10 protein-coding genes and 1 pseudogene are annotated in these 13460 nt (G+C 69.0%); 7 read left to right on the forward strand and 4 right to left on the reverse strand.

Annotation, left to right across the window (positions count from 1 at the left end; genetic code table 11):
* Nucleotides 1-78: 78 nt before the first annotated feature.
* From K0817_RS18220 to K0817_RS18230, 3 genes are all read right to left on the reverse strand, one after another.
* Complete coding sequence (locus tag K0817_RS18220) at nt 79-243, reverse strand: hypothetical protein (protein WP_164861705.1); 165 nt, start codon at nt 241-243, stop codon at nt 79-81.
* Between the two features lie 187 nt (nt 244-430).
* Nucleotides 431-1003 carry a DNA modification methylase gene (locus K0817_RS18225; RefSeq protein ID WP_219983094.1) on the reverse strand — a complete coding sequence of 191 codons (573 nt, stop codon included), beginning with the start codon at nt 1001-1003 and terminating at the stop codon, nt 431-433.
* A gap of 234 nt (nt 1004-1237) precedes the next feature.
* Entirely contained in the window at nt 1238-1903 is a 666-nt protein-coding gene (locus tag K0817_RS18230; protein WP_219983095.1) for a hypothetical protein, read from the reverse strand.
* 416 nt (nt 1904-2319) lie between these two features.
* Between K0817_RS18230 and K0817_RS18235 the strand changes: the two genes are divergently transcribed.
* The 6 genes and pseudogenes from K0817_RS18235 to K0817_RS18260 form a co-directional block, all read left to right on the forward strand.
* Nucleotides 2320-3207, forward strand: a complete 888-nt coding sequence (locus K0817_RS18235; protein WP_219983096.1) for an SDR family oxidoreductase — start codon at nt 2320-2322, stop codon at nt 3205-3207.
* Nucleotides 3208-3258: 51 nt separating this feature from the next.
* Nucleotides 3259-3525, forward strand: coding sequence for a Rho termination factor N-terminal domain-containing protein (locus tag K0817_RS18240; protein WP_219983097.1), 267 nt, complete (start codon nt 3259-3261; stop codon nt 3523-3525).
* Nucleotides 3526-3596: 71 nt separating this feature from the next.
* Nucleotides 3597-4580, forward strand: coding sequence for a DNA topoisomerase IB (locus K0817_RS18245; RefSeq protein WP_219983098.1), 984 nt, complete (start codon nt 3597-3599; stop codon nt 4578-4580).
* A 61-nt stretch (nt 4581-4641) separates the two neighbouring features.
* Nucleotides 4642-5055 carry a CrcB family protein gene (locus K0817_RS18250; RefSeq protein ID WP_219983099.1) on the forward strand — a complete coding sequence of 138 codons (414 nt, stop codon included), beginning with the start codon at nt 4642-4644 and terminating at the stop codon, nt 5053-5055.
* The gene (locus K0817_RS18255; protein WP_219983100.1) at nt 5052-5441 is read left to right on the forward strand and encodes a CrcB family protein; all 390 of its coding nucleotides are present in this window, start codon (nt 5052-5054) and stop codon (nt 5439-5441) included. Before K0817_RS18250 ends, K0817_RS18255 begins: the two co-directional genes overlap by 4 nt.
* 86 nt (nt 5442-5527) lie before the next feature.
* A pseudogene (locus tag K0817_RS18260) lies at nt 5528-8758 on the forward strand (efflux RND transporter permease subunit); the annotation flags it as partial.
* A 789-nt stretch (nt 8759-9547) separates the two neighbouring features.
* Here K0817_RS18260 and K0817_RS18265 read toward each other — a convergent pair.
* A complete protein-coding gene (locus K0817_RS18265) occupies nt 9548-10183 on the reverse strand; it encodes an antibiotic biosynthesis monooxygenase (protein ID WP_253735496.1) in 636 nt (211 codons plus the stop codon).
* A gap of 1221 nt (nt 10184-11404) precedes the next feature.
* Here K0817_RS18265 and K0817_RS18270 point away from each other — a divergent pair.
* Nucleotides 11405-13393, forward strand: coding sequence for a DEAD/DEAH box helicase (locus K0817_RS18270; RefSeq protein ID WP_219983167.1), 1989 nt, complete (start codon nt 11405-11407; stop codon nt 13391-13393).
* Nucleotides 13394-13460 lie beyond the last annotated feature (67 nt).

Genomic DNA, 13460 nt, shown 5'->3' on the forward strand with positions numbered 1-13460 from the left:
GCACACCGGGTGACAAACGAGCGGATGCCGCGGCCGATGTGGCCGCGGCATCCGTCATTCGGTCTGCGGGGTCGGACGTCAGGTGTTCCGGCTCCCGCTGATGACCCTGAACAGGAACGCGATGAGCGCGATCACTCCGACGATGAGCGCCACCCACAGCAGCCAGCTCAGTGCCGAGTTGAGGCCGCCGACGATCGCGAGGATGATCGCGACGACGATGATGATGATCAAGGCGAGGTTCATGGAGGTTCTCCTTCTCCGTCGTCGATGCGCGGGGTAGCGCACCGGATGCCTCATGGGCACGCTCCGAGCTTGGCACTGCGCGGAGTGTCGGGCGTAGGGGGTTGACGCGGTTCCCGCGCCAGTGATAGGTCGCGGAGATCGCCGCAGATGCGTCATCGCGGTGCACATCCGCAGGGGGATCAGGGCCTCATGGCGCCCGCTGCAGCTCCTCGTCGACCGGACACTCAGCGGAATCTTCGGGGCTGCCCGGCTCGAGGCCGTCGAGATACTCCAGGCATCCTCCGAGGACGGGGACTTCCTCGACGGTTCCCGCGGATTGGCCGGCTTGGAAGTACATCTCCACCATCGATCCGGGGATCGCGTCGAGGCCTTCGATCACCGGCGGATCCTGGAGCCATGGGTAGTCCCCGAAACTCACCGTCGACTCAGCCGGGATGAGGATCTCGAGGTTCGTGCCTGAGGACTCGCCCACCACGATGTGAAGCATGTGTTCATCATCGGTGTTGTTGACGATGGCGGCGATGAGGCTCCCCTCCGTCCCAGCTTCGTTGGCGACGACCAGGACGTTGCGCACGGCGAGCGGACCGACTCCCTCGATGTTCACGCCATCGCCAGACGAGAAGCGATAGACGTCGGGGTCGGCAGGAAATCGAACCTGCCCGAGCTCCCCGGCGAATCCACACCCGGTGATCCCCAGCAGGACCGCGCCGACCGCGGAAACCGCAGCAAGCCGTCGAGCGAAATGTCCTTCACGTTGCACGAGTCGCTCCTCCATGGGGTCATCCACCTGTCAGCGGTAGAACGGATAGTCCGGGTGCCGGGTGATCGAGGTGATCGCATCCACCGGAATGAGGGTGATCTCTTGGCCGATCCCGGGGAATCCCCTGAGGCGACCTCCAAGAACCGCCCCTTGCGGTCGGTCGCGTCGATGAGCAGGTCAGCTCCCGAGACGGAGGCGTACCTCCGCCTCGGGAGTGCCCATGGGATCTCAGGGTCAGGGCTGCGTGCGCGAGTAAGTCGTCACCCGCTCCGAGCGGGTAATGACCGTGCGCGCCCCGAGCAGGCCGCTGCCGGCTGCGACGGCGGCACCCAGCAGCATGCCCACGAACGTCCACCACACTGCCGGCTGCGCGTCTTCCGCAGCCTCTTCCGCCTGCTGTTGCGCGTTCTCGACGTCCTGCTCGTCGACGTTCTCCTGAACGTCTTGCACGATCTCGCTCACGTCGCCCTGGCCGAGGTCCACGACCTGACCGAGGGCGCCACTGACCGCACCGAGCGCACTGGCGCTGAGCCAAACCGTCAGCACCAGGGCCGCCACCAGCGACGTCGCCCAGGTGAGGAATCCGTGGAGGAGGCCGCTGCGCACGGCGAGGGCGCCGGCGACGAAGCCCGCGGCGGCGAGGGCCAGTGCCAACGCCACGATGCTCCAGATCCCCGCGCCGACCCCTGCGCCCGTCAGTCCGATCCCCGCGGTGACCAGTGACAGCAGCACGGTCACCGCGAGGAACGTCACCACGCCGGCGAAAATCGCTCCCCACGAGACGTTGGCAGTGCTGCCGCGCCGATCGGTGCCGACCAGCGCCTCCTTCGTGTTCTGATCCTCAGCGCGGGTGGTGCGGGTGGTCGCGACGGTGTGGTCGTTCGGAGAGTTCATAGACATGATCTGTTCCTTTCAGTGACAGCTCCCGGGCCCCGTCATCGGGCAGACTCCGGTAGACATCGGCTGGATGGGCACGCCGAGCCGGCATGATGTCCCGGACGGGGGCTACTGTCACGTGCTCTTCAATTGGCATCCCGGCTGTCTGCCGGTGCTCTCTCGGGGGACAGTGCCCCCACGGGCAGTCTCCGTTTCGGACGATGACGAGAACGAACGAACTGCTGCCTGACCGACGATTGTCGGTCGGTCAGCGTCACTCGACCCCCTGGCTATGCTTCGGAAGAACTGATATAGCGGTCAGGGCCAGAGCAGTCAGGGCCAGAGCAGGCAGGCCACCGGACCCGGCGGCCGGGGTAGTGGCGAGCCGTGAGTCTGTCAACCCCCGTGAACCCGGTGGTGCGCGCACGTAACGTCGCGGCATGGCCACCTCTGAGTCCACCGACCCCACCGAGAAGCACCACAGCGGCGGATTCCCGCCCCAGCAGCAGGAGCAGCCCGGTCTCACCGGTGAGACCCACCCCGAGCCCGACCACGGTGAACGCTCGTACCGCGGCTCGCTCAAGCTCAGTGAGCGGCGCACCCTCATCACGGGTGGCGACTCCGGAATCGGCCGCGCGGTGGCGATCGCGTTCGCCCGCGAGGGCGCCGACGTCGCGCTGACGTACATGCCCGAGGAGAAGGAAGACGCCGACAACACCGTGCGGTGGGTCACCGAGGCAGGCATGCGGGCGCTCGCGCTCGAGGGTGATCTGCGCGAGGAGTCGTTCTGTGCCGAGATCGTCGACCGCACGGTCTCCGAGCTCGGCGGACTCGACGTTCTGGTGCTGAATGCGGCCTATCAGAAGGACCGCGACGGCGTCGACAAACTCGAGACGGCGGAGTTCGATCGCGTCTTCCGCACCAACCTCTATGCCCAGCTCTTCACCGCCCGTGCCGCCATCCCGCACCTGAAGCCGGGGTCGTCGATCATCGTCACGACGTCGATCCAGGCGTTCGACCCGTCTCCGGGACTCATCGACTACGCGATGACCAAAGCCGCGCAGGTCGCGTTCGTCAAGGCGCTCGCCCAGGATCTCGGGTCGAAGGGGATTCGCGTGAACGGTGTGGCTCCCGGTCCGATCTGGACGCCGCTCATCCCCGCTACGGGCTGGGATCAGGAGCGCCTCGACAGCTTCGGCGCCGACACGCCTCTCGGGCGGGCCGGGCAGCCGGCCGAACTCGCCGGCGCCTACGTCTATCTCGCGAGCGAGGACGCGTCGTACGTCTCTGGCGCGATCCTGCCGGTCACCGGCGGCAAAGGACTCTGACGACGCGGTCGGAACCTCCGCGATATCGACGATGAAGGAAGGAACGGGGAAATGCCCAAGGGACGCGGGTCGAATCTGAAGGACCGCGAGCTGTACGAGGAGCTCCGTGACGACGGAGCGTCCAAGGAGAAGGCAGCCCGCATCTCCAACGCCGCAGCCAGCCAGGGACGCAAGAAGGTCGGAAGCCGTGGCGGCAGCGCGCAGGACTACGAAGACCGCACCGTGCCAGAGCTGCGCAAGCGTGCAAAGGAACTCGGTCTCACGGGATACTCGGGCAAGAAGAAGTCCGAGCTGATCTCGATGCTGCGCAACCACTGACCCGCGCGACCACGGACCTGGCACAAGCTCGGTGTTCCCCGCTGGACGGGGCTGAAGGATGAGGGGGACGGATGCCGAGACTCGCGCGCGTCCGCCCGTACGACGACCCCGGCTTCCGGCGGGTGCGCGCCGGTTCGGGTTTTCGCTACGTCGATGGGAAGGGCCGGACACCACCGCGGCGGCATCTCGAGCGCATTCGTGCGCTGGTGATCCCGCCCGCGTGGGAGGACGTCTGGATCAGTGTCAGGCCGGATGGTCACATCCAGGCCGTGGGCATCGACGACGCCGGCCGGAGGCAATACCTGTACCACGAGGTGTGGACCGCCAAGCGTGATCGGGGCAAGTTCGCGCGGGCGCTCGCGCTCGCCGAGAGCCTGCCTCGGGCCCGCGCCCGCGTGACGACGCTGCTTCGCCACTCGTCACTCGATCGCGAGCACGTCCTCGCCGTGTCGTTCCGTCTGCTGGATCAGGCCGCACCCCGCATCGGCGCCGAACGGTATCTCGTGCGCCACGGCAGTCGCGGTCTGACAACGCTGCAGCGTCGGCATGCCACCGTGGACGAGTCCCTGGTCACCCTGTCGTTCCCGGGCAAGAGCGGGCAGCGCCAGCGGCTCGAGATCGACGACGAGGACCTCGCGCGGTCGATGGAGGTGCTGGTCATCGGGCGTCCGCGCTCGCCGCTGCTCGCTTGGTCGCGAGGTCGGCGCCGCGTGCCGCTGACCGCAACCGAAGTGAACGAGTATGTACGGTCGCTGACCGGCCAGAAATTCACGGCGAAGGACTTCCGGACGCTTCGCGGCACGATCCTGGCGGCCGAGGCCCTCGCCCGGATCGGCACGGTCGACACCGAACGCGACCGCAAGCGCGCCGAGGCGCTGGCGGTGAGGGTGACTTCCGAGGCCCTCGGCAACACCCCTTCCGTCGCCCGGGGCTCATACATCGACCCGCGCGTCTTCACGAGGTATCGCGACGGCCATCTGCTCGATCTGTCGATCGCGCCTGAGTCGGCCATTCGCCAACTGCTGCGACCCGGACCGGGCGTCCGCGGTCGTTGAGCGAAGGGCGCTCTGGCGCCCGAGACGAAACGCCCCGACCCCTGCGGGGTAGCGTGAATCCATGCCGCAGCGGATCGACCAGCGCACCCTCGGGTACGTCATGGTCGGCGGAGCGATCGGCGTGCTGGCCCGTGCGGCCGTCGTCGGCCCGATGGGCGACGGCGCCGGCGTGCCGTGGGTGACGCTCGCGGTCAACGCGGCAGGCTCCTTGCTGCTGGGCATCGTCGTCGGGTGGCTCGACGACCGGCACCCGCCCACGCGAGCCTTCCTCGGCACGGGCGTGCTCGGCGGGTTCACCACCTACAGCGCCTTCGCGGTGCAGACGGCGCTGTGGATCAGCGCCCCGTGGCTCGCGATCGGGCTGGCCGGGGCATCCCTCGCCGCCGGAGTCGCCGGCGCGATCGTCGGGCTGTTCATCGGGCGCCGTATCGCCGATCGCCCCGGCGAGATCGAGGCACCGGAGGACGCCCGGTGAGGGCGTGGTTGATGCTCGTCGTCGCCGTGAGCGGCGGCCTCGGCGCCGGGCTGCGGTACGTCGTCGACAGCAGGCTCACCCCGAGCGCCGGCAGCCGGTTCCCCGTGGGCATCCTGGTCGTGAACGTGTCGGGTTCGCTCGCTCTGGGACTGGTCACCGGCCTCGGCACCGTCGTCGCGCCCGACCTGTCGCTCGCGATCGGGCTGGGCTTGCTCGGCGGGTACACCACGTTCAGCACGGTGGCGGTCGATACCGTGCTGCTCGCCGAACGACGACGGTGGCGGGATGCCGCGCTGAACCTCTTCGGCACACTCGCGCTCGCGGTGGCCGGAGCGGGAGTCGGTATCGCCGCCGGTACCGCGATCGCCGCGGCTCTAGGCCGCTGAGCGTCGTGAAATACTGAAGCCGATACATCCCCGTATCGTCGCGGGCTCCCGCATCCCACCGCACCACCCTCCCAGCGAAGGCAGCCGTGTCGAACCTCGCCGTCCTGAGTCTCAAGAACCGTGCGCTGATCGCGCTCATCACGATCGTCGCCGCCATCTTCGGCGGCCTCGCACTGTCGAACCTCAAGCAGGAGCTCATCCCCTCGATCGAGTTCCCGACGCTGATCGTCGTATCTACGTATCCGGGCGCTTCGCCCGAGGTCGTCAACAACGACGTGTCGACGCCGATCGAGACCGCGATCCAGGGTGTGTCGGGCCTCGAGTCCACGAGCGCCACCAGTACCACGAACGCGTCGGTGATCCAGGCGTCCTTCACGTACGGCACCGATCTGGCGACGGCCGAACAGAAGATCCTGCAGGCGATCAACCGCATCGAGGGCCAGTTGCCCGAGAACGTCGAGCCGTCCGTGCTGTCGGCGAGCATCGACGACTTCCCGGTGATCCAGTTGGCGGTGACCGGCTACGACGACGAGGCCACGGTCCAGTCCCAGCTCGAGGCATCCGTCGTTCCCGAGCTCGAAGACGTCGACGGGGTCAACGCGGCATCGATCGTCGGAGGTGTCGGCCAGCGGATCACGATCACGCCCGACCAAGCCGCGCTCGCCGAGGCCGGGTTCAGCCAGCAGGCGATCACCGAGGCCATGGAGCAGAACGGCGTGCTCTTCCCCGGTGGCGACATCACCGAGAACGACCAGACACTCACGGTGCAGACGGGATCGAAGCTCACCAGTGTCGACGACATCGCAGCACTCCCGCTCGTGCCGACGTCGGCCGAGCAGCTCGCGGGCGGCGCGACCACCATCGGCGACGTGGCGACGGTGGTCGCAGAGCCCGACCCGGTCACCTCGATCTCGCGCGTCGACGGCGAGCCTGCCCTCACGATCGCGATCACGAAGCTTCCCGCCGCCAACACCGTCGATGTGTCGCACGGCGTGCTCGACCTGCTGCCGTCCCTCGAGGACGCGCTCGACGGCGCCGAGTTCACCGTCGTGTTCGACCAGGCGCCGTACATCGAGCAGTCGATCGAGACGCTCGCCGTCGAGGGCATGCTCGGGCTCGCGTTCGCTGTGCTCGTGATCCTGGTCTTCCTGCTCTCGGTGCGGGCGACGCTGGTGACGGCGATCTCGATCCCGACGAGCGTGCTCATCACTTTCATCGGCATCCAGACCTTCGGCTACTCACTGAACATCCTGACCCTCGGGGCGCTCACCATCTCGATCGGTCGGGTCGTCGACGACTCGATCGTGGTGATCGAGAACATCAAGCGCCACTACGTGGGCACGGCCGAAAAACTCGCCTCGATCAAGCTCGCGGTCCGCGAGGTGGCGACGGCCATCACGTCGTCCACGATCACGACGGTCGCGGTCTTCCTGCCGATCGCTTTCGTCGGCGACATCACCGGCGAGCTGTTCCGTCCGTTCGCGCTGACCGTCACGATCGCGATGCTGGCATCGCTCCTGGTGGCGCTCACCATCGTGCCGGTGCTCGCGTACTGGTTCCTGCGGCCGGGCAAGCCGATTCTGGACGCCGCAGGCAACCAGATCGACCCCGAAGACCCCGAGGCTCCGCCGTCGCGCCTGCAGAAGGGGTATCTGCCGATCCTGAGGTGGACGCTCAAGCACTCGTGGGTGACGCTGCTGCTGGCGGTGCTCGTGCTCGGCGGCACGGTCGCCGCGGCGCCCTTCATGAAGACGAACTTCCTCGGCGACTCGGGTCAGAACACGTTCACGGTCACGCAGGACATCGGCGCGTCGCCGAGCCTCGAAGCCGAGGACGCCGCCGCGCAGCGGGTTGAGGACGCCCTGGTCGACATCGACGGCATCGAGACGGTGCAGGTGTCGATCGGCTCGAGCGGCTCGCCTCTCCGGGACGCCTTCTCGGGCGGCGGCGCCGGGATCACCTACTCGATCACGACGGACCCCGACGCCGACCAGGTCGCGGTGCGCGAGGACGTGCAGCAGGCCGTCGCCGACCTCGACGACGTCGGCGAGATCACCGTCGCCGCGGCCGGCGGCGGATTCGGTTCGAGCGACATCGAGATCGATGTCACCGCGGCGGACTCCGCGACGCTGCAGGAGGCGACGGATGCCGTCGTCGCAGCCGTCGACGGAAGCGAGGGCGTCGGTCAGGTCTCGAGCAACCTCTCGGCATCGCTGCCTTACATCGCCGTGGTCGTCGACCGTGACGCCGCCGCGGCCCTCGGCCTCTCGGAGGTCGCCGTCGGCGCCCTCGTGTCGAACACGATGCAGCCGCAGTCGATCGGCGCCGTCGAGATCGACGACACCTCGCTCACGGTCTACCTCGCTGCCTCGCAGACGCCCGCCACGCTGGACGAGCTGCGACAGCTGCAGGTGCCGACGGCTGCGGGACCCGTTCCTCTGCAGGACGTCGCCACCGTCGAAGAGAGCGAGGGCCCGGCATCCATCACGACCGAGCGCGGGCAGCGAACAGCGACGGTCACGGTGACGCCCTCGACCGACGACCTGACGGCCGCGACGGCGACTGTCACCTCCGCCCTCGAGGACGCCGACCTGCCGGCGGCGGCGGACGCGTCGCTCGGCGGCGTCGTCTCGCAGCAGCAGGACTCCTTCTCGCAACTGGGGCTGGCGCTGCTCGCGGCGATCCTGATCGTGTACATCGTGATGGTCGCGACCTTCAAGTCGCTGCGCCAGCCGCTGCTGCTGCTCGTGTCGGTGCCGTTCGCGGCGACCGGCGCGATCCTGCTGCAGATCGTCACCGGCGTGCCCCTGGGTGTCGCGTCTCTCATCGGCGTGCTGATGCTGATCGGCATCGTGGTGACGAACGCGATCGTGCTCGTCGACCTGGTGAACCAGTACCGCGAGAAGGGCCTGTCGGCGCACGATGCGACGATCGCCGGTGGGGCACGACGCCTGCGCCCGATCCTCATGACGGCGCTGGCGACGATCTTCGCCCTCACACCGATGGCGCTCGGCATCACCGGCCACGGCGGGTTCATCTCGCAGCCCCTGGCGATCGTCGTGATCGGTGGGCTGGTGTCGTCGACGGTACTGACACTGCTCGTGCTGCCGACCCTGTACAACCTCGTGGAGGGCGCGAAGGAGCGACGACGGGCTCGCCGCGGTGAAGACGGCGACGGTGGTGGCAACGGTGGCCCGACCCCGGTCGGCGAGGGGCCCGCGGGCGGGAAGGATGCCTCTGCCGATCGTGAGCTCGTGGGTGCCGGTGTGACCGCCGCGGGCGCCGTCTTCGAGACGCGCCGCGAGCGTCGGGCACGTGAGACCGGCACTGCGGTCGGCGCCGCAGAGCTTGCCGCCGTGGAGGTGCCGACGATCGAGGAGGGCCCCGACGTCGAGGTCCCCCTCGACGCCGAGCCCGGCGCCGCAGGGCTGGTCACCGCCGAGGTGTCGAACATCGAGGAGGGCCCCGACATCGAGGTCCCCGTCGGCGCTGAGCCCGCAGCGCTTGCGACCGTCGAAGTTCCGCCGATCGAAGAGGGCCCCGACGTCGAGGTCCCCGTCGACGCCGAGCCCGGTGCGAATGTGCCGGTCGCCCCGACCGGCTCACCCGACTCCGACGAGCCGGTCCCCTCCGCAAACCACTTCGACTCGGTTCCGCCGGCCGAGCTGCACGCGGGAACGGCGGAGTCCGAGGAGCCGGATCCCGTCCACGCGCAGGCGACAGAGGCCACGGACGGCGACGCGACTGTGACCGGCGACGACCAAGCCGGAGATCCGGCAGCTCCCTCGATCATCGACGAGGTTCCGTCGGGAGGCGGTGACCCCGAGCACGCCCCGGACCCCGAGCACGCCCCGGACCCCGAGCCGCCCGCAGACCCCGAGCCCCCGCGCGCCTGACCTGCGTCGCAACGCCACGCCGCCGCATCCCGCCCGTCCTATCTCGTCGAGTACGTGCGGTCTCGCCGAGACAGCATGTCGTCGACGCGAATAACGTGGTCGTTCGGCGAGGACGTACGGTCTCGGCGGGGGATTGGGGTGGGGATGGCGCGGGGCGACCGCGCGTGAGAGGCGCCCGGGCTGGTCAGGACGCGAGGCGGGGGATTGGGGTCAGGCGGATCGGTGCAGCCAGGGGCGCAGCAACCGCGTCACCCACGGCAGCACGACGTACGTCATGACGGGCGTCAGCAGCAGCGTCGTGATCAGCACGCGCACGACGAGCGGCCACTCGCTGAGGCCGGGCACGAATCCGAGCAGCCACGATGCGAGCAGGTTCGTCGGGAAGAAGCCCAGCCAGATCGTGACGGCCTGCTTCCAGCGGGGCGGCGCTGACGGGATGGGCTGCTGGATGGGGCCGGTCGGCGTCTGCGCGTCGGAGGCGTCCGGACCGCCATGAGCACGGCGCGGCTCGAGGACCGTGGCGAAGGGTGCGTCGAACCAGCCCTCGATGCCCGTGCGGCGTTCGACGCGGACCTCGTTCGCGAAGGCACGACCGGAGTCCAGCCACCACGCTCGCTGCCCGGACTGCTCCCAGTCCTCCAGCGTCGGGATGTCGCGGAAGCGGTAGAGCATGTACCAGAGGTCGCTGCTCTCGCCCGCGCGAACCCAGCCCGAGCCGAGGAAGCCGGGAAAGCCGGCTGCGAGGTCGGTGCCCGCTTGCATCCAGCTCGTGGCCTCGGCGGTGCGGGAGGGGTCGATGCGTCGTTCGATCGCGACGGTGATGGGGTGGGCCACGGGTTCTGCCATGACATCCATTCTCGGCGTGCCGCCGGGCGCCGCATCGCCGCGCCGGGTGCCGGCCGACGCGGGCCGACATGGCGAGCGGGCATGTGCGCCACGTCGGGATGCGGCATCCCGCCGTCGCCGTCGTGCTCGGACGCCCGGTGAGCGAGTGCCCGTGGCAGCGACAACAGCCAGATGCCCATGCAGGCGAAAGCCACGAGCTCGAACAGCGCCAGGGTGATCAGCCCCGCGGCCAGCACGATCATCCCCGTGGTGAGCAGGCCGACGCAGAACATCGTCGCGCGGCGGAACCGGCGGCTGCGCCCCGGAAGCGCCAGGCCCGCACAGACGGTCCCGAGGAATGACAGGCCAAGACCGATCGCGATCAGATCGTGCATCGGAGCGCTGACGGGGATCGGCACGAGTCCCACCGCGGTCAGATGCAGACCCGCCGACACGACGGCGACCCGGAACGATCGTGAGGCGCGCCGGCTGGTGCCGGCAGGAAGTGCGAGCACGACGAACACGCCGTAGGCGGCGAGGAAGAAGCCCGAGAACATCACGGTCGTGTTGAAGACGCGGCTCGAGAGATCGGTGAACGTTCCCAGCTGGGAGAAGTGCAGCTGCCACCACAGGGCGTCCCTCGTCGTGAGGACCGAGACGAGCACCCCCAGCGGCAGGGAGAGGACGGCGAGGTGACCGATGCGGTGGACGTTCGCCGCATGACGGGCGGTCCGCCGGGCCGATGGCGCGGCGCCGAGCGGGTTCGGTGAAAGGTCGTGCACGCGTGCCGGACCAGGTGGTGCGGTTGCTGCAGCGGAAAGGGTCGTGGGAGACATTCGACTCACGATCGGTTCTATGGCGAACCGTGCGGTGCCGAGTCGACCCCCAGCCGGACCCGTCACCGAGGTCCGCCGCGTACGGCAACAATCCCCAGTTCAGCGGCAAGCCGCTGGGGAAACAGTAACGCCGTATGCCGGGAGAGCGCTGGCCGAATGTCACGGGAACGCGTACAGGGTGTGCGCAGACGATCCGGGTAAGGTGGTCGAGTCGGCTCTGGACACCGCGTCACGCGGATGGGTTTGTGAGTCCAAGGGGCCGATGGTCAGGGCGATTCCGCCTCGACGACCATCAAGATCGAATGGCCCCCGGCCGACGAGAGTCCGGGTTACTCCCCGTCGTGCGCGATCGCGCACGACGGCATGTGGAGCGCTGTTCTTGCGAGAACAACCCAGAAAGTCACCCATGCCCAAGAACAAGAAGCCCGCCGGCGGACGGCCCGCGAAGAACTTCGAGCCGCGCTACGGCGCGAAGACCAGCTACCAGGATCGCAAGCGCCGACCCGGTGAGTCCTCTGCAGGCAAGCCCGGCAGCAAGAGCGCAGGTCATCGCGGACACCGTGCCGAGACGGCGGATGCCTCCCCCAAGCGTCGCTGGACGGCTCAGGAGCGGGTCGGCCGTGACGAGGCGCGTGGCATCCGCACGCACGCCCGTGATGATCGCCCGGCCCGTTCATACGATGATCGTCCGGCTCGTTCGTTCGATGATCGGCCGCGTCGTGATGACCGCGGCGCACGTCCCACCGGCGGCCCGCGTCTGGACCGCGTCGACCGCGACGCCCGGCGCTCGTTCGGCGACGCTCGGCCGTCGTACCGTCCCCAGGACCGCGACCGTCGTCCCATCGACCGCGACACGCGCCGTGATGATCGTCCGGCTCGTTCGTTCGATGATCGGCCGCGTCGTGATGATCGTCCGGCTCGTTCGTTCGATGATCGGCCGCGTCGTGATGATCGTCCGGCTCGTTCGTTCGATGATCGGCCGCGTCGTGATGATCGTCCGGCTCGCTCGTCCGACGACCGCCCCCGTCCCGACTACCGTCCGCGCCAGGACCAGCGCCCGCGTCAGGACCAGCGCCCGCGTCAGGACCAGCGCCCGCGTCGCACCGACGCGCCCGACCGTTCGGACTGGGCCCGCAAGGCTCCGACCCGGACCGCCGCGCACGAGGCGCAGGTCGACGTCGTTCACGAGCGCCTGCAGGCCGAGGCCGTCCAGGCCGGCGAAGTCGAGAACGTGACGTTCGGCGATCTGGGCCTGGGCGAGAACATCGTCCGCACGCTCGCCGACCTCGGTGCGCAGCATCCGTTCCCCATCCAGGCCGCGACGATCCCGTCGATCCTCGCAGGCAAGGACGTCCTCGCCCGCGGCCGCACCGGCTCGGGCAAGACCATCGCCTTCGGCGCGCCGTTGGTCGAGAGCGTCCTGCGCTCGCAGTCGGGCGGGCGCCGTGAGTTCGCTCGTGCGCCGCGCGCACTCATCATGGCGCCCACGCGCGAGCTCGCACTGCAGATCGACCGCACGATCCAGCCGATCGCCCGCAGCGTCGGACTGTTCACCACGCAGATCTACGGCGGAGTGCCCCAGGGACGCCAGGTCGGCGCGCTCAAGAAGGGTGTCGACATCATCATCGGCACCCCCGGCCGCATCGAGGATCTGCTCAACCAGGGCAAGCTCGACCTCTCGCAGATCCGCATCGTCGTGCTCGACGAGGCCGACCACATGTGCGAGCTCGGCTTCCTAGAGCCGGTGCAGCGCATCCTACGTCGCACAGCGGAGGGCAGCCAGAAGCTGCTGTTCTCGGCGACTCTCGACCGAGAGGTCGCGTCGCTCGTCGACGAGTTCCTCGTCGAGCCCTCGGTGTACGAGGTCGCCGGCGAAGACCAGGAGTCGGGGACCATCGAGCACCGCGTGCTCGTGATCGACCACCGCGACAAGAGCGAGATCCTCAACTCGCTCGTCGACCGCGACGCCAAGACGCTCGTCTTCGCTCGTACGCGCGCGTACGCCGAGATGCTCGCCGAGGAGTTCGACGACGCCGGTATCCGCGCTCTCGCCCTGCATGGCGACCTCAACCAGGCCAAGCGCACGCGCAACCTGGAGCGGCTCACGTCGGGGCGCGTCAATGTGCTCGTGGCGACGGATGTCGCGGCCCGCGGCATCCACGTCGACGACATCGATCTGGTCGTCCAGGCCGATCCGCCCGACGAGTACAAGACGTACCTGCACCGCTCGGGCCGCACCGGCCGCGCCGGGCGCGTGGGCACCGTCGTGACCCTCATCACGCGTCAGCGTCGCCGTCGTATGACCGAGATGCTCGAGCGCGCCGAGATCGATGCGCCGTTCGACGAGGTGCGTCCTGGCGATCACGTGATCGAGGCGCTCCGCCAGGCGCGCTGACGCGACCGCATGGTCGCACTCGGCTGCACCGCAACTTCGGCGCCGGGCCTTCGGGCTCGGCGCCGTC

Origin of the sequence: Microbacterium sp. HD4P20 (genome assembly GCF_019449275.2) — a bacterium.
GTDB lineage: Bacteria > Actinomycetota > Actinomycetes > Actinomycetales > Microbacteriaceae > Microbacterium.